General features: G+C 67.1%; 18 protein-coding genes. 12 read left to right on the top strand and 6 right to left on the bottom strand.

What is annotated here, in order from left to right; all coding sequences use genetic code 11:
• Positions 1-8: 8 nt before the first annotated feature.
• The 5 genes from AB4Y36_RS08090 to AB4Y36_RS08070 all read left to right on the top strand — a co-directional run bounded on the left by AB4Y36_RS08090 (position 9) and on the right by AB4Y36_RS08070 (position 4645).
• On the top strand, positions 9-806 hold the full coding sequence (locus tag AB4Y36_RS08090) for a xanthine dehydrogenase family protein subunit M (protein WP_324162975.1): 798 nt from the start codon (positions 9-11) through the stop codon (positions 804-806).
• A gap of 77 nt (positions 807-883) precedes the next feature.
• Entirely contained in the window at positions 884-1771 is an 888-nt protein-coding gene (locus tag AB4Y36_RS08085) for an AAA family ATPase (protein ID WP_368682690.1), read from the top strand.
• 5 nt (positions 1772-1776) lie between these two features.
• Positions 1777-3087 carry a VWA domain-containing protein gene (locus AB4Y36_RS08080; protein ID WP_368682689.1) on the top strand — a complete coding sequence of 437 codons (1311 nt, stop codon included), beginning with the start codon at positions 1777-1779 and terminating at the stop codon, positions 3085-3087.
• Positions 3078-3650, top strand: a complete 573-nt coding sequence (locus AB4Y36_RS08075; protein ID WP_368603788.1) for a CoxG family protein — start codon at positions 3078-3080, stop codon at positions 3648-3650. The genes AB4Y36_RS08080 and AB4Y36_RS08075 overlap by 10 nt, the downstream gene beginning before the upstream one ends.
• Positions 3623-4645 (top strand): XdhC family protein, encoded by a 1023-nt coding sequence (locus AB4Y36_RS08070; protein WP_368682688.1) that lies wholly within the window; start codon positions 3623-3625, stop codon positions 4643-4645. Before AB4Y36_RS08075 ends, AB4Y36_RS08070 begins: the two co-directional genes overlap by 28 nt.
• A 176-nt stretch (positions 4646-4821) precedes the next feature.
• Here AB4Y36_RS08070 and AB4Y36_RS08065 read toward each other — a convergent pair whose 3' ends face one another.
• Entirely contained in the window at positions 4822-4950 is a 129-nt protein-coding gene (locus tag AB4Y36_RS08065) for an oxalate:formate antiporter (RefSeq protein WP_069265222.1), read from the bottom strand.
• Between the two features lie 13 nt (positions 4951-4963).
• Positions 4964-6364, bottom strand: a complete 1401-nt coding sequence (locus tag AB4Y36_RS08060) for an OFA family MFS transporter (protein WP_069265223.1) — start codon at positions 6362-6364, stop codon at positions 4964-4966.
• Between the two features lie 450 nt (positions 6365-6814).
• Between AB4Y36_RS08060 and AB4Y36_RS08055 the strand changes: the two genes are divergently transcribed.
• A complete protein-coding gene (locus AB4Y36_RS08055; RefSeq protein ID WP_368618023.1) occupies positions 6815-8773 on the top strand; it encodes a DUF3857 domain-containing transglutaminase family protein in 1959 nt (652 codons plus the stop codon).
• 15 nt (positions 8774-8788) lie between these two features.
• Here the strand turns inward: AB4Y36_RS08055 and AB4Y36_RS08050 are convergent, their stop codons facing one another.
• Both AB4Y36_RS08050 and AB4Y36_RS08045 read right to left on the bottom strand, forming a co-directional pair.
• Entirely contained in the window at positions 8789-9832 is a 1044-nt protein-coding gene (locus AB4Y36_RS08050; RefSeq protein ID WP_368682687.1) for a serine/threonine protein kinase, read from the bottom strand.
• A gap of 137 nt (positions 9833-9969) precedes the next feature.
• Positions 9970-10182 (bottom strand): hypothetical protein, encoded by a 213-nt coding sequence (locus AB4Y36_RS08045; protein WP_069265225.1) that lies wholly within the window; start codon positions 10180-10182, stop codon positions 9970-9972.
• A gap of 547 nt (positions 10183-10729) precedes the next feature.
• Here AB4Y36_RS08045 and AB4Y36_RS08040 point away from each other — a divergent pair.
• The 5 genes from AB4Y36_RS08040 (at position 10730) to AB4Y36_RS08020 (ending at position 18638) form a co-directional block, all read left to right on the top strand.
• Positions 10730-13912 (top strand): efflux RND transporter permease subunit, encoded by a 3183-nt coding sequence (locus AB4Y36_RS08040; RefSeq protein ID WP_368682686.1) that lies wholly within the window; start codon positions 10730-10732, stop codon positions 13910-13912.
• 10 nt (positions 13913-13922) lie between these two features.
• Positions 13923-15185: an efflux RND transporter periplasmic adaptor subunit gene (locus AB4Y36_RS08035; RefSeq protein ID WP_368682685.1), complete on the top strand. Its 1263-nt coding sequence runs from the start codon at positions 13923-13925 to the stop codon at positions 15183-15185.
• Positions 15182-16738: an efflux transporter outer membrane subunit gene (locus AB4Y36_RS08030; protein WP_368682684.1), complete on the top strand. Its 1557-nt coding sequence runs from the start codon at positions 15182-15184 to the stop codon at positions 16736-16738. Before AB4Y36_RS08035 ends, AB4Y36_RS08030 begins: the two co-directional genes overlap by 4 nt.
• A gap of 104 nt (positions 16739-16842) precedes the next feature.
• Entirely contained in the window at positions 16843-18084 is a 1242-nt protein-coding gene (locus AB4Y36_RS08025; RefSeq protein WP_368682683.1) for an MFS transporter, read from the top strand.
• A 368-nt stretch (positions 18085-18452) separates the two neighbouring features.
• Complete coding sequence (locus AB4Y36_RS08020; RefSeq protein ID WP_028203177.1) at positions 18453-18638, top strand: hypothetical protein; 186 nt, start codon at positions 18453-18455, stop codon at positions 18636-18638.
• 138 nt (positions 18639-18776) lie between these two features.
• On the opposite strand, the gene AB4Y36_RS08015 is transcribed toward AB4Y36_RS08020, so the two are convergent.
• Together AB4Y36_RS08015 and mgrA are read right to left on the bottom strand one after the other, a co-directional pair.
• Positions 18777-19805, bottom strand: coding sequence for a fatty acid desaturase (locus AB4Y36_RS08015; protein ID WP_368682682.1), 1029 nt, complete (start codon positions 19803-19805; stop codon positions 18777-18779).
• A 169-nt stretch (positions 19806-19974) separates the two neighbouring features.
• Entirely contained in the window at positions 19975-21018 is a 1044-nt protein-coding gene (mgrA, locus tag AB4Y36_RS08010) for an L-glyceraldehyde 3-phosphate reductase (RefSeq protein WP_342949109.1), read from the bottom strand.
• 234 nt (positions 21019-21252) lie between these two features.
• On the opposite strand from mgrA, the gene AB4Y36_RS08005 reads away from it, so the two are divergent.
• Positions 21253-21459: a DUF3185 family protein gene (locus tag AB4Y36_RS08005; protein WP_069264683.1), complete on the top strand. Its 207-nt coding sequence runs from the start codon at positions 21253-21255 to the stop codon at positions 21457-21459.
• Positions 21460-21479: the final 20 nt, after the last annotated feature.

Here is a 21479-nt window from a genome sequence, read left to right as displayed (position 1 = left end):
GGCGCTCCATGTACGCATTCGACTATCAGCGCGCCAGCGACGCGCAAGGCGCCGTGAAAGCCCTCGCGGCCGACGCCGACGCCAAATTCCTCGGCGGCGGCCAGAGCCTGCTCGCGGCGATGAAGCTGCGGCTCGCCCAGCCCACCACGCTCGTGGACGTCACGCGCATTCCCGAGCTGAAAGCCGTGCAGGTGGACGGCAAGGTGGTGAAAGTGGGCGCGGCCGTGTGCCATGCCGACGTCGCCGAAAACGCGCAGATCCGCAACACGCTGCCGGCGCTCGCGGACCTCGCGGGCATGATCGGCGACCGCCAGGTGCGCGCGCTCGGCACGCTCGGCGGCTCGCTCGCGAACGACGATCCCGCCGCCGACTATCCCGCTGCGGTGCTCGCGCTGAACGCGACGGTGGTGACGGACCGGCGGCGCATCGCAGCGGACGACTTCTTCCTCGGCATGTACGAAACGGCGCTGGAACCCGACGAGCTGATCGTGGCCGTCGAATTCCAGGTGCCCGAACGCGCGGCCTACGAGAAGTTTCGCAATCCGGCCTCGCACTTCGCGCTCGCGGGCGTGTTCGTCGCAAAGTACGCCGGGGAGGTGCGTGTGGCGGTCACGGGCGCCGGGCCTTCGGTATTTCGCGCGGGTGCGCTGGAAAGCGCACTGAAGACGAACTTCGCGCCCGAAGCCGCACGCGCGGTGAAGATGCCCGCCGACGACCTCAACACCGACCTGCACGCGAGCGCGGCCTATCGCGCGCACCTCATCCCGGTGCTTGCGGCGCGCGCGGTGGCGAAGGCCAACGGCTAGGCTGGTCCCGAGGGCGAGCGCTTCCAGGTGAACATGGGAGCGCTCGCCGCCTTTGATTCGCGTTGCCAGAATCCCGCATGCAATCCGCCTCGATCGACGACACCCTCGCACAACTCGAAGCGCACGGCTATTTCGCGAGCCGCGAACTCGCCACGGCGCTCTTTCTTGCGCTGCGCATGGAACGCCCGCTGTTTCTCGAAGGCGAGCCGGGCGTGGGCAAGACCGAACTCGCGAAGGCCGCGGCGGCGATGCTCGGCACAACGGTCTTGCGCCTGCAATGCTACGAAGGACTCGATACAGCCAGCGCGCTATACGAGTGGGACTATCCGCGCCAGATCATGGCGCTGCGACTGGCCGAAGCCGCCGGCGAAAAGCCCCGCAACGACACGCTCTATCGCGACGAATTTCTGCTCAAGCGCCCGCTGCTCCAGGCGCTGCAACCCGACCCGCAAAACCCGGGCGCGCGCCGCGTGCTGCTGATCGACGAAATCGACCGCGCCGACGAACCGTTCGAAGCCTTCCTGCTCGAGCTCCTTTCGGACTTCCAGGTATCGATTCCCGAATACGGCACTGTGCGCGCGAGCACGCCGCCGCTCGTCGTGATCACGTCGAACCGCACGCGCGAAGTGCACGACGCGCTCAAGCGGCGCTGCCTTTATCAATGGCTCGGCTACCCTGACCGTGCACGCGAACTCGCGATCGTGGCCGCGCGCGCGCCTGAAACCGCCGCGGATTTGCAGCAACGCGCCGTGGCGTTCGTGCACCAGTTGCGCACGATGGATCTCTTCAAGGCGCCCGGCATTGCGGAAACGATCGACTGGTGCCGCGCGCTTAGCGCGCTCGCCGTGACGGAACTCGATCCGCAGTCGGTGCAGGACACGCTAGGCGTGCTGCTGAAGTACCAGGACGACCTAGCGCAGCTCGACGCGCAACGCATCGCGCAAACGCTCGCGCTCGCGGAGTGAGGACGATGCCCCGCGCCACATCGCCCGCCGCCATGCCCACGCTCGCGCCCGTGTTCGCGCGCAACGTCGTGCATTTCGTGCGCGTGCTGCGCGGCGCGGGCCTGCCGATGTCGCCTTCGCGCGCCGTCGACGCGATCGACGCGCTGCGCCACATCGACCTCGGCCGCCGCGACGACGTGCACGCCGCGCTCGCCGCGCTCCTCACGAGTGCGCCCGACGAGCGCGAGATCTTCGACGCGGCGTTCGCGCTGTTCTGGCGCGATCCGGATTTCGAAGGCAAGCTGCGCGCGCTGCTGCTGCCGAAGGTGCAAGGCGGCGTGCCGCCGCCGCGCCGCAACAACCGCCTCGCCGACGCGCTTGCGGCGCGCCCTGCCCATCGCCCGGGCGCGAAGCCACCGCCCTCGCACGAAGAACACGAGTTGCGCGCACACGCCACGTTCAGCGCCGAAGAGCGCTTGCGCCAGCGCGACTTCGATACGCTCACCGCCGACGAATGGCGCACGCTGCGCCACCTGATCCGCGCGCGCCGCCTGCCGCTCGCCACCGTTCGCACGCGGCGCCTGAAGGCATCGTCGCGCGGCACCCACGCCGACCTGCGTGCGAGCGCGCGCCATGCGGTACGCGCGGGCGGCGACTGGACCGTGTGGAAATATCGCGCGCCGGTGGAACGCAAGCTGCCGCTCGTGCTGCTGCTCGACATTTCCGGCTCGATGAGCAGCTACTCGCGCGCGGTGCTCTACTTCTGCCACGCGTTGCTGCAATCGCGCGAACGCCTGCAAGTGTTCCTGTTCGGCACGCGCCTGACCCACGCCACGCGCGCGCTGCGCGAACGCGACCCCGACGTCGCGCTCGCCCAGCTCGCCGCCCAGGTCGCGGACTGGTCCGGCGGCACGCGCATCGGCGCCACGCTTGCGGAATTCAACCGCCGCTGGGCGCGCCGCATGCTCGGAGGGCGCGCGACAGTGCTGATCGTCACCGACGGGCTCGATCACGATGAATGCGGTCTGCTCAGCGAAGAGATGGCGCGCCTGCACCGCTTCGCGCATCGCGTGATCTGGCTCAATCCGCTCTTGCGTTACCGCGATTTCGCGCCCAAGGCGCGCGGCGTGCAGGCGATGCTGCCCCACGTCGACGCGCATTACCCCGTCCACAATCTCGACAGCCTCGAAGCGTTTGCGCGCAGCCTGTGCGAAGCCGCGCCGATCGGGCCCGCGCCTCGTGCAGCAACGCATCTGGCGACTCATCTGCCAAAACCGGCACGCGCATTGCATACTCTGGAGGCGCGCCCGGCACAAGGAGACACACGATGGAGCTGACCGAAAGCCACACGCTGCCGGTGCCGCAACAGCGCGCCTGGGAAGCGCTCAACGACACGGCGATCCTCAAGGCGTGCATACCGGGCTGCGAAAGCATCGAAGCCGACGGTGAGAACGCCTACGCCGTCGCGCTAACCGCCGCGGTAGGCCCCGTGAAGGCGCGCTTCAAAGGCCGCATGCAGCTCGCCGATATCGACGCGCCGAACAGCTACACGATCGTCTTCGAGGGCCAGGGCGGCGCCGCAGGCTTCGGCAAGGGCGACGCGCACGTGAAGCTCGAATCCGCCGGCGACGAATCGACCACGCTCACCTACACCGCGAACGCCCAGGTGGGCGGCAAGCTCGCGCAGATCGGCTCGCGGCTCGTGGATGGCGCGGCGCGCAAGATCGCCGGCGAGTTTTTCAAGCGTTTCGGGGAACAGCTGGGCGGCGGCGCGCAGGAAAATACCGACGAGACGGCGGAACCCGCCGCGGGCGACGCAGAAGGCCAGCCGCAAGGCGAAGGCGCAGAGGAAACACCGAAGAGGAAACGATCATGGACAGCGTGGATCTCGAAGTCCTGAAATCCAGCGTGCGCTGGCTCGACGCAGGGCACCGCGCGCTGCTGGTGACAGTGGTGAAAACGTGGGGCTCGTCGCCGCGTCCCGAGGGCGCGATGCTCGTGGTGCGCGGCGACGGCCTCGTGGTCGGCTCCGTGTCGGGCGGCTGCATCGAGGACGATCTGATCGACCGCGTGCGCCGCGAAGGCGTGACGATCGTGAAGCCCGAAGCCGTCAAATACGGCATCACGGCCGAAGAGGCGCATCGTTTCGGACTGCCGTGCGGCGGCACGATCCAGCTCGTGCTCGAACCGCTCTCCGAGGCCTCGGGCATTCGCGAACTGCTCGAAACCGTCGAGCGCGGCGAACTCGTTGCGCGCACACTCGACATAGCGACCGGCCGCGCCACGCTCGGCCCCGCGAAAGCGACCGATGGCGTGGACTTCGACGACGTGCGCCTGCTCACGATCCACGGGCCGCGCTACCGCATGCTGGTGATCGGCGCGGGGCAGCTCTCTCGCTATCTCTGCCAGATCGCGGTGGGGCTCGATTACCAGGTGACGGTGTGCGACCCGCGCGAGGAATACACCGACACCTGGGACGTGCCCGGCACGGCGCTCGTGCGCACGATGCCCGACGACACGGTGCTCGACATGAAGCTCGACGAACGCTGCGCCGTGATCGCGCTCACGCACGACCCCAAGCTCGACGACCTCGCACTGATGGAGGCGCTCAAGACGCCCGCGTTCTACGTCGGCGCGCTGGGCTCACGGCGCAACAACGCGGCGCGGCGCGAGCGGCTCAAGGAGTTCGACCTGAGCGAGGCGGAACTCGCGCGGCTGCATGGGCCGGTGGGCATTTACATCGGCAGCCGCACGCCGCCGGAAATCGCGGTGTCGATCCTCGCGGAGGTCACGGCGGCGAAGAACGGCGTCTCGCTGCCGACCATTCTCCAGGTGGAAGGCGCAAAGGCCGCGCGCGAACACGCAGCAGGCGCGGGATCGACGTGCGACGTGTGAGGCCGCTGCGCGGCCGCCTTCACGCGTGAGGTGAGCGCCCGTCGTCGTCTGTCTCGCGCTCGTGTCACTACTATGCCCCCCAAAAAACTGCGGGCCGCGACTTTCGTCGGCGGCCCGCAATAGGGTGTTTCTGGCGGGCGGCTTGCGCCGCCTCGCTTCACCTGAGCGTCACGGCATCAGCCGAACAGCTTCATCGCCTGCGTGAGCGTGTTGGTCACGCCCCACACGAGCGGCACCAGCACGTAGAGCCAGAAGATCGCCATCAGCGTCTTGTTCGACGATTTCGGGGCAGCTTGGGTAGACATTGCGCGTTCCTCCTTATTTACCGGCGGCGAGTTGCGTCTCGCTCATGTGATGCTTCGCGTCCACGCGGCGCACGAGCAGGTTGCAGATGAAGCCGACCACGAGCAGCGAGGCCATGATGTGCACGGTCATCGTGTACGCATCGGCCTTCGCCACGCCGTGTGCGACCTGATACGCACGCACGTAGTTCACGAGCACCGGGCCCGCCACGCCTGCCGCGGCCCACGCGGTGAGCAGACGGCCGTGAATGCCGCCGACGAACGCCGTGCCGAACATATCCGCGAGATACGCGGGCACGGTCGAAAAGCCGCCGCCGTACATCGAGAGAATCAGGCAGAACGCGAGCACGAAGAACACGATGTTGCCGCTCTGCGCGAACTGCGGCACCGCGTAATAGAGCACCGCGCCGAACACGAAGAAGATGAAGTAGGTGTTCTTGCGGCCCACCCAGTCGGAGGCCGACGCCCACACGAAGCGCCCGCCCATGTTGAAGAGCGAGAGCAGGCCGACGAAGCCCGCCGCCGCGCCGGCGCTCACGGTGTCCTTGAAGCTTTCCTGGATCATGACCGAGGCCTGACCCAGAATGCCGATGCCGGCCGTCACGTTGAGGAACAGCACGAGCCAGATCAGATAGAACTGCGGCGTCTTGAGCGCCTGGTCGATATGCACGTGCTGGTTCGACACGAGTTTCTTCGCCACGACGGGCGGGGTCCAGCCCGCCGGCTTCCAGTCCGGCGCGGGCACGCGGATGGTGATGGCGCCGATCGTCATCGAGATGAAGTAGGCCACGCCGAGCACCACAAAGGTCTGGGCGACGCCCACGCTCGTGTCGCTCGCGAAATGCTTCATCAGCATGACGGAGAGCGGTGCGGCGATCATCGCGCCGCCGCCGAAGCCCATGATCGCGAGGCCCGTTGCCATGCCGCGGCGGTCGGGGAACCAGCGGATCAGCGTCGAAACCGGAGAGACATAGCCGAGCCCGAGGCCGATGCCGCCGATCACGCCGTAGCCGAGATAGAGCAGCGCGATCTGATGCAGATACACGCCGAGCGCGGAAACGAGGAAACCGCCGCCAAAGCAGCACGCCGCGGTAAACATCGTGCGGCGCGGGCCCACGCGTTCGAGCCACTTGCCGCCGAACGCGGCGGAAAGGCCGAGAAACACGATGGCCAGCGAGAAAATCCAGCCCAGCGTGGTGAGCGACCAGTCATCGGCCGCGGACTGCGTAATGCCGATCACCTTCGTGAGCGGCGCGTTGAACACGGAAAACGCGTAGGCCTGGCCGATACACAGATGCACGGCCAGCGCCGCGGGCGGCACCATCCAGCGCGAAAAGCCCGGCGGGGCGATGGTCGCCTCTTTGGAAAAGAAAGGTGCGCTTTGCGCACCGCGCGTCGAATCTGCAACGCTGCTCATGGGATCTCCCGAATCGACCAGAGGTTGAGAGCGCGGGGTAAGCGCTCGCTCTGGTCCCATCCAAAATGGCTGTTGGTAGGCGTGGTCTTTCGTGCTCTTTATATGCGCAAACGCATAGAACACTTAATTGCCGCTTGACGGCTGCACGAACCTTAGTCCCCAACCGCCTCCTTGGCAATATGAGGTAAACATACATATGCCCTACAACGGCCCGCGCGCCGCCGTGTTTCCTCGATTGTTGCGTGCGCAGCAAATCGGTGGGGGGACCTATGACGCCGCGGAGAACGTTGCAGGCGGGCATGTCGTTGCGCGGCCCAGCATTTAGACTCAACACTCGATTCAGGGCCCCCTGCGGGCGGTGTGCGGGCCATCCGCTTGACAAGCGGGTTGCATGACTTTTAAGTGGCAGAAGTAGCGCCTATCTGCGACCCGCCACCTGCCGAGCCCCCCATGCGCCTCGCTCTCGCTCTTTGCCTAGCCGTGCTCGGCCCCGTCACGGGAACCTTCGCCGCCGACCTGCGCCCGGGCGTGGCGCAGCTCACGCCGGTGCCGCTCGAAGCGGGCACGCTGAATCCGGCAGGCAGCGCCGCGCAGGCGCCCTACACCAACGAAGCGGAAACGCAGACCTTCACCGTCAACGCGGACGGCTCGTACACCAAGCTCGACTCGCTCACGCTGCGTGTGAACACGGAGGCCGGCATTGCGCGCGCGGGCCAGTATTACGTGTGGTTCAACCGCGAAATGGCCCACGTGGAGGTGCTCGAAGCGTGGACCGAGGACGCCCAGGGCGGGCGACACGACGTGCGCCCCGAGCAGATCCGCGACGTGCAGGAGGTGCGCTCGTTCGACGCCCCGATGTTCCAGGACGTGCAGGACAAGGTGATCGTGTTCCCCGCCGTGGAGCCGGGCGCGCGCGTGCATCTCACGTGGCGCAAGATCCAGCGCGTGCCGCTCGTGCCCGGCTGGTTCAGCGACTTCACGCCGCCCGACCTCGCGCCCACGCACCGCTTTCGCGTGATCTACGACCTGCCCGCGAAAGTGCCGCTCTACGCCGACGCGCGCGGCTTCACGGTGCTGCCGCCCGCCACCGTGAACGGCCGCACGCGCTACGAGTACCGCTACGACAAGTCGAACTTCGAGCGCCTCGAATATGGCTCGGTCGCCTACGTGAGCTACGGCGACCGGCTGATGGTGTCCACCTTTCCCGATTACGCGGCCTTCGCGACGGTCTATCGCGAGGCGGCGGCGGATCCGACCGTGCGCGACCCGGCCATCGTGCGCCTTGCGCAGACGCTCACGGCGCACGACGATACGCCGCGCGCCAAAGCGCAAACGCTCTATGACTGGGTGCGCCGCAACATCCGCTACGTGGCGATGAATATCGGGCGCGGCGAGATCGTGCCGCACCACGTAACCGACGTGCTCGCGAACCGCTACGGCGATTGCAAGGACCACGTCGCACTCTACGGCGCGCTGCTCGGGGCCGTCGGCATCCGCAGCACGCCGGCGCTCGTGAACAGCGGTACTGTCTACACGCTGCCGAGCGTGCCGGGCTTCGGCGTGATCAATCACGTCATCACCTGGCTGCCCGATCTGCAGATGTTCGCGGACTCCACGGCGAGCAACATCGAGTTCGGCTATTTGCCGTCGACGGACATGGACCGCGAGGCCGTGCTCGCCGGCGACGGCACGCAGGTCCGCACGCCCGCCACGGCTACGACCACGCGCGAGAGCGATCTCGACATCACGGTCGCGCCCGACGGCTCGGCGCGCTTCATCTATCGCTTGCAGTCGGAGGGCTGGTCTGCCGAACAGACGCGCAGCGTGCTGCGCCTGCAAACGCCCGCGCAGCGCGAGGAGTCGCTGCAATGGGAGCTGCGCAACGCCAACCTGCGCGGCAACGCCACGCTCGCGTCCAGCCCGCTCGACGCCACGGCGGGCCCGCTCGTTCTCACGCTCACGGGCACCTTCGACGGTTTCGTCGACCCGGAAATGACCACGCCCGTGCCCACGCTCACGAGCTTCGTGGGCGGGCTCGACGCGAATCTGCGCTACTGGCTCGGCGAATCGCGGCGCACGCAGCCCTTCATGTGCCGCAACGTGGTGGTGACCGAGCGCACGCGCATCGTGCTGCCGCCGGGCATGCGCGTACTCGACGTCCCCATGCCGCAGCACGCCGACAACCGTTTCATCGATTTCAGTTCGCACTACGCGCTCGACCCGCAGGCGAATGTGCTGCGCGTCACGCGTACGGGTCAAACGCATTTCGCGAGCGACGTATGCAGCGCCGACGATTTCGCGCAGATGCGCCCCGCGTTCGAGACGATGGCGCGCGACCTGCGCGCGCAGTTGATCGTCAAGCCGTCGGCCCAGGGCGGCGCGCCGGATAGTCCGGCGAGCGCGCAGTGAGCCGGCGCACGACGTTCACACGGGCCAGAGCGGTCCTTCCTGCATCGCGCCGATCTGCTCGCGCAGTTCGAGAATGCGCTCTTCCCAGTAGCGCTGCGTGTTGAACCACGGGAAGGCGGCCGGAAACGCGGGATCGTGCCAGCGGCGCGCGAGCCAGGCCGAGTAGTGGATGAGCCGCAGCGTGCGCAGCGCTTCGACGAGATGCAGCTCGCGCGGCTCGAATTCGCAGAAGTCCTCGTAACCCGCGAGCAAATCGGCCATTGCACGCGAAGCGCCCGCGCGGTCGCCGGGCAAAAGCAGCCACAAATCCTGGATAGCGGGACCCATGCGGCTGTCGTCGAAGTCCACGAAATGCGGGCCGGCGTCGGTCCAGAGCACATTGCTCGGATGGCAGTCGCCGTGCAGGCGCAACGACCGCACGTCGCCCGCGCGCTCGAAGGCCGCCTCCACGCCTTCGAGCGCGAGCGTCACCGCGGCCTGCCATGCTTCGCGCACGTCCTCGGGGACGAAGCCGTGTTCGAGCAGATACGTGCGCGGCTCGTAGCCGTAGGACTGAATGTCGAGCGTGGGGCGTGCCTCGTACGGCCTCGTTGCGCCCACGGCATGAATGCGCCCGATGAAACGGCCGAGCCATTCGAGCGTGTCGCTGCGGTCGAGATCCGGCGCGCGGCCGCCGCGCCGCTCGAACAGCGAGAAGCGATACCCGTCGAACTCGTGCAGCGTGCGCCCATCGAAGGCGAGCGCAGGCACGGCCGGAATCTCGCGCGCGGCGAGTTCGGCGACGAATGCGTGCTCCTCGAGTATCGCCTCGTCGCTCCAGCGCTCAGGGCGATAAAACTTGGCGATGAGCGGCGGGCCGTCTTCCACGCCCACCTGGTACACGCGATTCTCGTAGCTGTTGAGCGCGAGCATGCGGCCATCCGTGCGGCGCTCGGCCGGGATCAGCACGCCATCGACGGCGTCGAGCACGCATTCGGGCGTGAGGCGCGCATAGGGCGCGGCTTGCTGGTCGCCGGGACCGGAAGGGCCGCCCGGGACAGGAGAAGGATCGTAATTCATACCCGCAATTGTGCCTCTTGCGGGCAGTGCCGGCGAGCAATCGGTGCGCACGGCCAGACACGATGAACACAAACGCGGCGCACACAACCCTGCGACGAGACGCAGGGCGCCTCGTCAACGTGTCACACGGCCCAGACTCAGTGGATCTGCGCGCCGGCGGGCATGACGTGCTCGCCCGTATCGATCAGATCTTCGAGAAAAAAGGGCTCGGTATTGAGCTGCGCCGACGTGCCGGGCTCCCCGGCATACCACGTCACCATCGCCATGTCGCCGAGAATGCGCATCACGATGCCGCGCGCACCCTGTGGCACCGCGATATGAACGGAACGGACAATAGAACCGATTTGCATGATGTTTCCCCGTTACCTCGCTACCTTCGCCGGCTCCCTCGAAGGAAGTCCGGTCGGCATGCTGACAAAAAAACCGATGCGCACGATCAGTTGCGCGCGCATCCAAACCCGCCTCGGGCGACCCGCTCTCGCCGCGCGCTTAAGCACGGCCGGACCCTTGGCAACCTCATTGTTGCCTGTTTGAGCGCGCGAGCAAAGCGAAAAAATAGGGGGGTGTATCAACGGCGGCATGCATTTGGCGCCTCGTGCCGCCACAGCCCCGCCCCGCTTCGCTCACGCATCTTACGAAAACCTGACTGTAACAGATGGTAAACCCCATTCTTCGCGACCTTGCTAGGGCAGTCCCTGAAAAAGTACGCTGATGCAAGGTGAGTGGCGCTATAGTCCTGTCCCAACCGTGCACCACAAAGGCCCGGCGCAGCACAGGCAAAGACCGCACGCGCGCCACAACAGCCCGCCACGATACCGATAACCTGAACGCTCGCCACCGCGGCCAGACCAGCCGCGCGAGCCAGACTCCGCCACCAGCGAAGGAACCCGCCGTTCCATGTGGATCGTTCGACTCGCGCTCAAGCGCCCGTACACGTTCGTCGTGCTCGCGTTGCTGCTTTTGATCGTCGGGCCGCTGACGATCCTGCGCACGCCCACGGACATCTTCCCGAACATCGACATTCCGGTGCTCTCGGTGATCTGGACCTACACGGGTCTGCCCGCCGACGAGATGGAAAAGCGCATCGTGCTCAACTACGAGCGCGGCCTTTCCGTGGCGGTGAACGATATCGAGCACACCGAATCGACGTCGCTGAACGGCATCGCGGTCGTGAAGATCTTCTTCCAGCCGCATGCCAATATCCAGGAAGCGCTCGCCGAAGTCACGGCGCTGTCACAGGCGCAGTTGCGCTCGCTGCCGCCCGGCATCCAGCCGCCGTTCATCCTGCGCTACAACGCCTCGACGGTGCCGATCCTGCGCCTGTCGCTGTCTTCGCCGCAGCTGACCGAGCAGGAACTGTTCGACTACGGTAACAACTTCCTGAAGACGCAGCTGGCGACCGTGCCGGGCGCCTCCGCGCCGCTGCCCTATGGCGGCAAGCAGCGGCAGATCATGGTCGACATCAACCAGCGCGCGCTGCAGCAGCACAATCTCTCGCCCATGGACGTGGTGAACGCGATCAGCGCGCAAAACCTCATCCTGCCTTCGGGCACAGCCAAAATCGGTGCAACCGAATATTCGGTGACGATGAATGCAAGCCCCGAGAGCTTAGCGGGCCTGAACGACATTCCCGTGAAAACCACGGATAGCGGCACGATCTACATCCGCGACGTGGCGCACGTGCGCGACGGCTATGTGCCGCAAACCAATATCGTGCGCGTGGACGGACAGCGCGCCTCACTTCTCACCATCAACAAGAGCGGCAACACGTCGACGCTGGAGATCGTCGATCGCATCAAGGAAATGATGCCGACGCTGCGCAATCTCGTGCCACCGTCGCTCAATATCGATCCGGTCGCCGACCAGTCGTTGTTCGTGCGCGCCTCCGTGCAGGGCGTGCTGCGCGAAGCGCTCATCGCCGCCGCGCTCACGGCGCTCATGATCCTGCTGTTTCTCGGCAACTGGCGCGCCACGCTCATCATTGCGATCTCGATTCCGCTGTCGATGATCACCTCGGTCATCGTGCTCGCGGCGCTCGGCGAGACCATCAACATCATGACGCTGGGCGGGCTCGCACTCGCGGTCGGCATTCTGGTTGACGACGCAACGGTCGCGATCGAGAACATCAGCCAGCAACTGGAGCAAGGCAAGACGCTGGAACAGGCGATTCTCGACGGCGCGCATCAGATCGCGATTCCCACGCTCGTCTCCACGCTCTCCATCTGCATCGTGTTCGTGCCGATGTTCCTGCTCACGGGCGTGGCGCATTACCTCTTCATTCCGCTCGCGGAAGCCGTGGTGTTTGCGATGCTGGCCTCGTACTTCTTCTCGCGTACGCTCGTGCCCACGCTCGCGAAGTACCTGATGCGCCACCATCGCAAGGCCGCCGACCTGCATCACACGCATGGCGCGACGCGCAATCCGTTCATGCGCGTGCACCTCGCGTTCGAGCGCGGCTTCGAGGGGCTGCGCGAGCGCTATCGCGGGTTTCTCACGGCGCGCGTGAAGCATCCCGTGTGGTTCGTGGTGGCGTTTCTCGCCTGCTGTGGCGCGTCGTTGCTGCTCATGCCGTTCCTCGGGCGCGACTTCTTTCCGCAGGTCGATGCGGGCACCATCGCGCTGCACGTGCGCGCGAAAACCGGCATGCGTGTGGAAGAAACCGCCGTGCTCGTCGACCGTATCGACAAGCGCGTGCGCACGCTGATTCCGCCGGGTGAGCTGCATTCGATCATCGACAACATCGGCCTGCCGGTCTCGGGCATCAACCTCTCGTACAGCAACACGGGCACCATCGGCACGTCCGACGCGGACGTGCTGATCTCGCTGAACGAGGACCATCACTCCACCGCCGGTTACGTGCGCCTCCTGCGGCACACGCTCAACAACGAGTTTCCGGGCGTGCAGTTCGCCTTCCTGCCCGCCGATATCGTGAGTCAGACGCTGAACTTCGGCATGCCCTCGCCCATCGATGTGCAGATCGTCGGGCGCGACGTGGCCGGCAACCGCGCGTTCGCGGCGAAGCTGCTCGCTCGGCTGCGCGGCGTGCCCGGTTTCGTCGACGCGCGCATCCAGCAGCCCGCGGACCTGCCGCGCATCTTCATCGACGTGGACCGCACGCGCGCGCAGCAGGCGGGCTTCACGCAGAAGGACGTGGCGAGTGACCTGCTCATCACACTCTCGGGCAGCCAGCAGACCACCCCCACGTTCTGGCTCAACCCGATCAACGGCGTGAGCTACAACGTCGTCACCGAAGCCCCGCAATACACGATCGATTCGCTGCAATCGCTCGCCAACATTCCACTCACCGCGAACGGGCGCAGCAACATACTCGGCTCGCTCGCGAGCATGCAGCGCATCTCGGGCGACGCGGTGGTCACGCACTACAACGCGCAGACCACCATCGACATTTACGGCACCGCCGACGGGCGCGACCTGGGCGCCGTTTCCGACGACATCGCGAAGATCGTCGACCAGACGCGCGGCGAGCTGCCGAAGACGTCGAGCATCAAGCTGCGCGGCCAGGTGCAGACGATGAACGATTCGTTCTCCGGACTGTTCGGCGGCCTCGTCTTCGCGATCGTGCTCGTGTATCTGCTGATCGTCGTGAACTTCCAGTCGTGGCTCGATCCGTTCATCATCATCACGGCGCTGCCGGGCGCGCTCGCGGGCATCGTCTGGATGCTGTTCCTCACGCACACCACGCTGTCCATTCCCGCGCTCACGGGCGCGATCATGTGTATCGGCATCGCCACGGCGAACTCCATTCTCGTCATCAGCTTCGCGCGCGAGCAGTTGCGCCTGCACGGCGATGCGGCGCGCGCCGCGATCGAAGCGGGCTACACGCGCTTTCGCCCCGTGCTCATGACCGCGCTCGCCATGGTGATCGGCATGGTGCCGATGGCCATCGGCCTGGGCGAAGGCGGCGAGCAGAACGCACCGCTCGGGCGCGCCGTGATCGGCGGCCTCGCGGTGGGCACGCTCGCCACGCTGATCTTCGTCCCTGTGGTGTTCTCGCTCATCTACCGCAAGCTCGGCGAGCGCCGCCAGCGCGCCAGTGAAAACGTGGTGCCCAAATCATGAATACCCTGTCATGACGAATCATTCGCAAACGCCTTCGCCGCAAGAGCCGTCGCGTCATCGATCGCGGCGCTGGCCCCTTGTGCTCGCCGCGCTCATCGTGCTCGGCCTCGCGGCGCAGGGTATCTGGTCGCGCCATAGCGCGCATGCGGCGCTCGAACGCGAGGCAAAGAGCGCGAGTACGCTGACCGTGCAGGTCGTCACGCCGCAGCGCTCGACGCGCGCGCTCGACCTCGTGCTGCCCGGCAACGTGCAGGCGTTTCTCGACACGCCGATCTACGCGCGCACGAGCGGCTATCTGCGCAAGTGGTACTTCGACATCGGCGCGCACGTGAAGGCGGGCCAGTTGCTCGCCGAAATCGACGCGCCCGAAGTGGACGACCAGTTGCGCGCCGCGCGCGCCGATCTCGCCAACGCCGAAGCGAACTACGCGCTCGCGAAAACCACGGCCGACCGCTGGACGCAGATGCTGCAAACGCGCTCGGTGGCAAAACAGGACACCGATGAAAAAGTCGGCGACATGCTCGCGAAAAAGGCCACGCTCGACTCCGCGCGCTTCAACGTCTCACGGCTCTCGCAGCTGCAGTCGTACGAACGCGTGACGGCGCCCTTCGACGGCATCGTCACGGCGCGCAACGTGGACGTGGGCGCACTCATCGACGCGGGCAACGGCGGCACCTCGCAAAAGGAGCTGTTCCATCTTGCGCAGGCCGACCGTCTGCGCGTGTACGCGAACGTGCCGCAGGCTTACGCGCAGCAGATCCGCGTGCAGCAGCATGCGTATCTCACGCTCAACGAAGAGCAGGGCAAGCACTTTCCCGGCATCGTCGCGCGCACGGCGGGTGCCGTCGATGCGCAGCAGCGCACGATGCTGGTCGAAGTCGATGTGGACAACCACAGCGGCGAACTGTTGCCCGGCGCCTACGCGCAGGTCCACTTCGCGCTCGACGGTTCGGCCACGCCGATCACGCTGCCCGGCAACGCGTTCCTGTTCCGCCCCGACGGCGTGAAGGTGGCGACTGTCGATGCGCAAGATCGCGTGAAGCTCGTGAATGTGACGCTCGGCACCGACTTCGGCACGCGGGTGGCGGTAGCGGCGGGGCTCTCCGGCGACGAGCGCGTGATCGTCAATCCGCAGGACGCGATCGTCGACGGCACGCCGGTGCGCATCGTGCAGCCGCACGGCGAGCACGAGGCCGATGCGGCGCATGGCGCGAGCGGTGCGAGTGGCGCGGGCAGGAACATGGGCAACAGCGCGCAGGCGCAGGGCGAATGATGAAGCACGCGCGGATTCGACTGTGCGCGTTGGCCATGCTTGCGGCGCTCGGCGGCTGCAAGGTGGGCCCCGACTACGTGCGCCCCACCATGCCCGTGGCCGCGACGTTCAAGGAACTCGAAGGCACGGGCTGGACGATTGCGCAGCCCGCCGATAGCGCCTCGCGCGGCGCGTGGTGGACAATCTACGAGGACGCCACGCTCGACGCGCTCGAAGCCCAGGTCGAAGGCGCGAACCAGAACGTGCAGGCCGCGCAGGCGCACTTTCGCGCGGCGCGCGCGAACGTCGCGCAGCAGCGCTCCAGCTTTTTCCCGCTCGTGACGGCGAGCGGCGACTTCTCGCGCTACCGCACCTCGCAGAATCTCCTGTACACGTCGAAGGCCGGTCAAACGATCAACGACTACTCCGTGGGCATCGACGCCACATGGGAGCCCGATATCTGGGGCCGCGTCGCGCGCAACGTCGAGGCCGCCAAGGCGAACGCACAGGCGAGCGCCGCCGACATGCAGGCCGTGCTGCTCTCCATGCAGGCCGAACTCGCGACCGACTACTTCGAGCTGCGCGGCATCGACCGCGAACGGCAATTGCTCGACGACACGATCAAGGCCTACCGCGAATCGCTCGAACTCACGCAGAACCGCTACGCGGGCGGCATCGCCACCGACGCCGACGTGGGCCAGGCGCAAACGCAGCTGCAGACCACCGAGGCACAGGCGATCGATCTCGGCGTGCAGCGCGCTCAGCTCGAGCACGCCATCGCCATCCTGACCGGACAGTCGCCTTCCACGTTCACGCTCGCTGCCGCGCCGAAGGAAGCCTACGCGGTGCGCGCGATCGCGAGCCCGCCGGGCGTGCCGTCGACGCTGCTCGAACGGCGCCCCGACATCGCGGCCGCCGAGCGCCGTGTGGCCGCCGCGAACGCGCAGGTGGGCGTGGCGACGGCGGCGTTCTTCCCGAACCTCATGCTCGCGGTCACGGGCGGCCTTGAGGCGACCAACTTCAGCCAGTGGCTCGTCGCGCCCGCGCGCTTCTGGTCGCTCGGGCCGACGCTCGCGGGCACGCTGATCGACTTCGGCGGGCGCGAGGCGGTGCGCAACGAAGCGCGCGCGCAGTACGACGAGAACGTCGCGCAATATCGCCAGACCGTGCTCGACGCCTTCGGCGAGGTCGAGGACAACCTCGCGGCGCTGCGCGTGCTGGAGCAGGAGGCGAACGCCCAGGACCGCGCGGTGGATGCCGCGCAGCGCACGCTCGTCACCATCAACAATCGCTATCTGGGCGGTGCGATCACCTATCTCGACGTGGTGGTCGCGCAAACCACGGCGCTCACCAACGAACGCCAGGCCGTGGCGATCTCGCGCCGGCGCATGGCGGCGAGCGTCGCGCTCGTGAAGGGGCTCGGCGGCGGCTGGAACGCGGCGGACTTGCCGAGCGACGCGGCGCTGGTCCACCCGGACGACGCGCACAAAGCGCAGGCCGCCAGCGGGCCGCAAGGCGCTGCGCCGGCCGCCGCTCGCAGCGCGCAGCCAGGCGCCTCGCGCGCTCCGGGCTAAACGGCCGCGCGGTCATGCCAGGCACCCGGCCTGCGGCGCTCGACAACGCCATTTGCCCAACAGGCGTATCGTTGCGCCTTTGCCATATTGCTGGAGATCCTGTCGTGACTGCATCACCGGGCGCCCCGCGCACTTCCGCGCCCTCCGCCGTTCCGTACATCGAACGCGGCACCCCCGCATTCTGGCGCGCAAGCCTCGCGCTGCTGTTCGCCGGCTACGCCACCTTTTCGCTTCTCTACTGCGTGCAGCCGCTCCTGCCCGCGTTCTCCCAGACCTTCGGCGTGAGCCCCGCGCAGAGCAGCCTCTCGCTCTCGTTCACCACGGCCGCGCTTGCCGTTGCGATCTTCGTCGCGGGCTTCGTCTCCGAAGGCTGGAGCCGGCGCGGCATGATGACCGCATCGCTGTGCGCCTCGTCGCTGCTCACGCTCGCCACCGCCTTCGTGCCGCACTGGCATGAGCTGCTCGTGCTGCGCACGCTGCTGGGCATCGCGCTCGGCGGCGTGCCCGCGGTGGCCATGGCCTGGCTCGCCGAGGAAATGCACCCGGACGGCCTCGGTCTCTCGATGGGCCTCTACGTCGGCGGCACGGCTATCGGCGGCATGGCGGGGCGCGTGATCACGGGCATCGTCACCGATCTGTTCGGCTGGCGTGCGGCCGTGGCCGTGATCGGCGTGCTCGGGCTCGCCTCCATGTTCGCGTTCCGCTCGCTGCTGCCGCCTTCGCGCCACTTCGCGCCGAAGAGCGGCCTCGGTTTCGCGCATCACCGCGCGGCGCTGCTGCGCCATTTCGCGCGGCCGGGGCTGCCGATGCTGTTCGCCATGGGCTTCGTGCTGATGGGCAGCTTCGTCACGCTCTACAACTACATCGGCTACCGGTTGATCGCGGCGCCTTATCACATGAGCCAGGCGGCCATCGGCGCGATCTTCCTCGTCTACCTGACGGGCGTGGTCGCCTCGCCGTGGTCGGGCCGTATGGCCGACACGTTCGGGCGCGGCCGCGTGCTGATCGCCAGTCTCGCGCTGATGCTCACGGGCGTCGTGCTCAGGCTGTTCGCGCCGCTCACGGCGATTGCCGCGGGCATCGCCTGCCTGACCATCGGCTTCTTCGCGGGGCACGCAGTAGCAAGCGGCTGGGTTGGGCGCCTCGCGCGCGAAGCGAAGGGCCAGGCGGCTGCGCTTTACCTGCTCGCCTACTACCTCGGGTCGAGCGTGATGGGTTCGATCGGCGGACACTTCTGGGCCGGGGCAGGCTGGGGCGGCGTGGCCGGCCTCGTGATCGTGCTGCTGGCCGTGGGCCTCGCACTCGCGCTCACCTTGCGCGCGCGCGAGCGCGCCGGAGCGGCCTGAGCCCGCGCGGCATGCAACGTTCGCACCCGCGCCTCTGTGTGCCGTGCGCAATCGAAAGGCGTCCGTAATATTCAGACGACTGGCGATTTGCACGCCGCGCGCATCGCACCGCAGCGGAACTCCGCCTCTGGCGGGCTTTTGCGGCGCGACAGGAGATTCACGGAAAGCCTCGCGGCGCTCACGCGCGCCGCCGCGCTCGCCGGCCTCACCTATACTCGATTTCAGGCCCGGGGCCGCAGCGCCATGCCATTGGCATGGCGACGAGAACGACAACCACTGCGAGCCTTCGTCGCCCATACGATACGCAACCCCTGCATGGGACCGGAGTCAGTGCTGAAGCACTCACTCCGGATCGACAGGAGACAAGCATGGAAGGTTATTTCACGATCGGCGATTTCGTGATGATCATCCCGATGGCCCTCGCTGGCGCGCTCTTTCTTGGCGCAGTGCCGTGCGCAACGGAATTCAGACACAACACGCTGCGCGTGATCGGCGCGCTGATCGGCGTACTCGCGGCCGTTGCACTCGTCGAGACACTGCCGGCGCTGATGTAGCGGACGTCTGCCGTACGCTTCTTACGCACGGCGGCTCGCGATGCGCAGACGCGCGAACCGACGAAGCGACGAAGCGGAATCCTCGCGGCTCGAAGCGCCGCGGCTTGCGCGTACGCGCGGCATTCGCTTGCCCCTTCCTCAGCCGGGATCGACGCCCGGCTGCAAGCCCTTGAACTGACGCAACGCAGCGGCCAGATAGCCCGTTCGCGCAGACGCGCCTGCGGCCTCTTCGGCGTGTGCTAGCGCGGGCAGCGCTGTCCACGGCAGCGTCGGACGCAGATGATGCTGGCGATGCAGATGGTGATTCATCAGCAGCACGCCCAGCGCACGCGGCACGCGAAAATCCCGCGCGCGACCCGGTTCGTCGAGCGCGACGCCGTAGTGCGGCAGGTTGTCGGCGAGCGAGAGCCACAGTCCGCGCAGATACATCGCCGCGAGCAGCACGGGCCAGGCCTTGCCGTAGAGCGCGAACGAAGCCGCATAGAGGGCGAGCGACGCAAGCCAGTCGCGCCGCGCACGGCGGCGCCTCACGGGATCGGTGGCGTGGTTCGCGAAGAGCCGCTGCACCTGCACGCCTTCGCGGCCATGCGCGCCCACCCCGCGCTCGATGATCGTGCGCGCGAGCCGCCCCGGCATGAACGCCAGAAGCGGCAGCAGCAATTCGGCGAGGTAGAGACCACCCATCAGCCGCCCGTAGTACGCGACGCGACGACGCCAGCGCGGGCCGCTCGCGCCGTGCGTGTCGTGCACATCGGGCCGGTCGAACGGCTCGCGCGTGAAGCGGTGATGCATCAGGTGTCCGAAACGCACGGCGTCGAACGGCATCGCCAGACCGATCGCGAGCGCGCGGGCGAGCCATTCGTTCACGCGCCGGTCGCGCGCCAGCTGTCCGTGGATACCTTCGTGAATGAGGCCCCAGTGGATCGGCGTGGCGAGCACGACGGGGGCGAGCGTCGCCAGCAAGCCGAGCGTCGGGCCGCCCGTTGCGTCCAGCAAGAGCGGCAATCCGACGAGTTCGTAGCAGAGCGCGGTGAACGCGAATGCGATCAGCGCGGCGTTGGTGCGAGCCGCCGTCGCGGGCTGGGGCGAGTGGGTTGGCCGCCTGACGGGTTCAGCGCGGGTGGCGGACGGGGAAAGCGCTTCAGTTTCGGCGCTCGAGAACTCCATGGTGATTCCTCGCGGCAAAGGCTGCCGCGACGTTAGCAGGGCCACATGACAAAGCGAAGAACGGCGCGCCGCGCGGCCACGGCCGATGTAAGGCCTATCGTTCGCGCATAAGAAACCGCCTCGCGAGGAGGCGGTTCCTTGCGCCGGCAAGCAGGCAGAAGCGTGCCGCTCAGATGGGCTGATCGGTCGACGGCTTCTCCCACAGGTTCACGCCGCCTTCGGTCGCATAGCGGTCGATCTCCGCGAGTTCTTCCTTCGAGAACTCGAGGTTCTTCAACGCCGCGACGTTCTCGCGCACCTGCTCCGCGCGGCTCGCGCCGATCAGCGCCGAGGTCACGCGGCCGCCGCGCAGCGTCCAGGCGATCGCCATCTGCGCGAGGCTCTGGCCGCGGCGCAGCGCGAGGTCGTTGAGCTTGCGCACGTGCTCGATGTTCTGCTCGCTCAGGTGCTCGCTCTTGAGCGAGCCGCCGCCCGGACGGTTCACGCGCGCGTCTTCGGGCACACCGTTCAGATACTTGTTCGTGAGCACGCCCTGCGCGAGCGGCGTGAACGCGATGCTGCCCGTGCCCAGGTCCTCGAGCGTGTCGAGCAGTTCTTCCTCGACCCAGCGGTTGAGCATGTTGTACGACGGCTGGTGAATGAGCAGCGGCACCTTGTATTCGGCGAGCAGTCGCGCCATTTCGCGCGTCTTCGCGGGCGAATACGACGAGATGCCGACATAGAGCGCCTTGCCCTGCTGCACGGCCGTGGCCAGCGCGCCCGCCGTCTCTTCGAGCGGCGTTTCCACGTCGAAGCGGTGCGAATAGAAGATGTCGACGTAGTCGAGGCCCATGCGCTGCAGACTCTGATCGAGGCTCGCGAGCACGTACTTGCGCGAGCCGCCGCCCTGGCCGTACGGGCCCGGCCACATGTCCCAACCCGCCTTCGACGAGATCAGCAGTTCGTCGCGGTAAGGACGGAAATCGTCCTTGAAAATGCGGCCGAAGTTGGTTTCGGCACTGCCGTACGGCGGCCCGTAGTTATTCGCGAGGTCGAAGTGCGTGATGCCGAGATCGAACGCGGTGCGCAGGATGTCGCGCTGGGTCGAGATCGGCGTGGTGTCGCCGAAGTTGTGCCACAGACCGAGCGACAGCGCGGGCAGCTTGAGCCCCGACTTGCCGCAAAAGCGGTACTGCATGTCCGAATAGCGTTCTGAGGCTGCTTCGTAAGCCATGATCTGAATCCTCGGCGAAAACGGGAAGTAAGCGAAGGGATGGGCGCGACGTGCCGTGGGGCGCGACGCTCGCGTGAGGCAGCTATGTTAGCCAATCCGCCCAAGCCGTGCAGATGCCCACTATGCGGGAAAGGCGATGGAGAGCGCATGTCAGGCCGGTGAAAAAACCGCACCCTGGACGCGCCGCGGCCGCTCGCCTACACTGCGGCGTCCATCCTTTGCGAGAGGTTGTTCATGGCCAAAGCGATTTCGATCGCGCTCATCGCCTGTGGCGTCGTCCTGTTGTACTTCGGCGGCCAGTCGCTCCATTCGTTCGCGAACGACATGTCGCGCCTCTTTACCGGCGCGCCCACCAATCGCACGATCCTCCTGATTGGGGGCGGCATCGCCGCGACGCTCGCAGGCATCACCGGGCTCGCGATGTCGGGGCGTCGGCGCTAACGAAGAGCACGGCTGCGTCG

Source organism: Paraburkholderia sp. BR10936, from assembly GCF_040965735.1.
Taxonomy (GTDB): Bacteria; Pseudomonadota; Gammaproteobacteria; order Burkholderiales; family Burkholderiaceae; genus Paraburkholderia; species Paraburkholderia nodosa_A.
The sequence above is the reverse complement of the archived record's forward strand: the minus strand, read 5'-3'. Positions and strand labels throughout refer to the sequence as shown.

Bases quoted from the DNA above. Each gene is read 5' to 3' on its own strand.
- AB4Y36_RS08060 (WP_069265223.1), bottom strand. From the start codon at position 6,364: ATGAGCAGCGTTGCAGATTCGACGCGCGGTGCGCAAAGCGCACCTTTC.
- AB4Y36_RS08035 (WP_368682685.1), top strand. From the start codon at position 13,923: ATGACGAATCATTCGCAAACGCCTTCGCCGCAAGAGCCGTCGCGTCAT.
- AB4Y36_RS08030 (WP_368682684.1), top strand. From the start codon at position 15,182: ATGATGAAGCACGCGCGGATTCGACTGTGCGCGTTGGCCATGCTTGCG.
- AB4Y36_RS08075 (WP_368603788.1), top strand. From the start codon at position 3,078: ATGGAGCTGACCGAAAGCCACACGCTGCCGGTGCCGCAACAGCGCGCC.
- AB4Y36_RS08005 (WP_069264683.1), top strand. From the start codon at position 21,253: ATGGCCAAAGCGATTTCGATCGCGCTCATCGCCTGTGGCGTCGTCCTG.
- AB4Y36_RS08090 (WP_324162975.1), top strand. From the start codon at position 9: ATGTACGCATTCGACTATCAGCGCGCCAGCGACGCGCAAGGCGCCGTG.
- AB4Y36_RS08040 (WP_368682686.1), top strand. From the start codon at position 10,730: ATGTGGATCGTTCGACTCGCGCTCAAGCGCCCGTACACGTTCGTCGTG.
- AB4Y36_RS08065 (WP_069265222.1), bottom strand. From the start codon at position 4,950: ATGTCTACCCAAGCTGCCCCGAAATCGTCGAACAAGACGCTGATGGCG.
- AB4Y36_RS08050 (WP_368682687.1), bottom strand. From the start codon at position 9,832: ATGAATTACGATCCTTCTCCTGTCCCGGGCGGCCCTTCCGGTCCCGGC.
- AB4Y36_RS08015 (WP_368682682.1), bottom strand. From the start codon at position 19,805: ATGGAGTTCTCGAGCGCCGAAACTGAAGCGCTTTCCCCGTCCGCCACC.
- AB4Y36_RS08085 (WP_368682690.1), top strand. From the start codon at position 884: ATGCAATCCGCCTCGATCGACGACACCCTCGCACAACTCGAAGCGCAC.
- AB4Y36_RS08020 (WP_028203177.1), top strand. From the start codon at position 18,453: ATGGAAGGTTATTTCACGATCGGCGATTTCGTGATGATCATCCCGATG.
- AB4Y36_RS08045 (WP_069265225.1), bottom strand. From the start codon at position 10,182: ATGCAAATCGGTTCTATTGTCCGTTCCGTTCATATCGCGGTGCCACAG.
- AB4Y36_RS08055 (WP_368618023.1), top strand. From the start codon at position 6,815: ATGCGCCTCGCTCTCGCTCTTTGCCTAGCCGTGCTCGGCCCCGTCACG.
- AB4Y36_RS08080 (WP_368682689.1), top strand. From the start codon at position 1,777: ATGCCCCGCGCCACATCGCCCGCCGCCATGCCCACGCTCGCGCCCGTG.
- mgrA (WP_342949109.1), bottom strand. From the start codon at position 21,018: ATGGCTTACGAAGCAGCCTCAGAACGCTATTCGGACATGCAGTACCGC.
- AB4Y36_RS08070 (WP_368682688.1), top strand. From the start codon at position 3,623: ATGGACAGCGTGGATCTCGAAGTCCTGAAATCCAGCGTGCGCTGGCTC.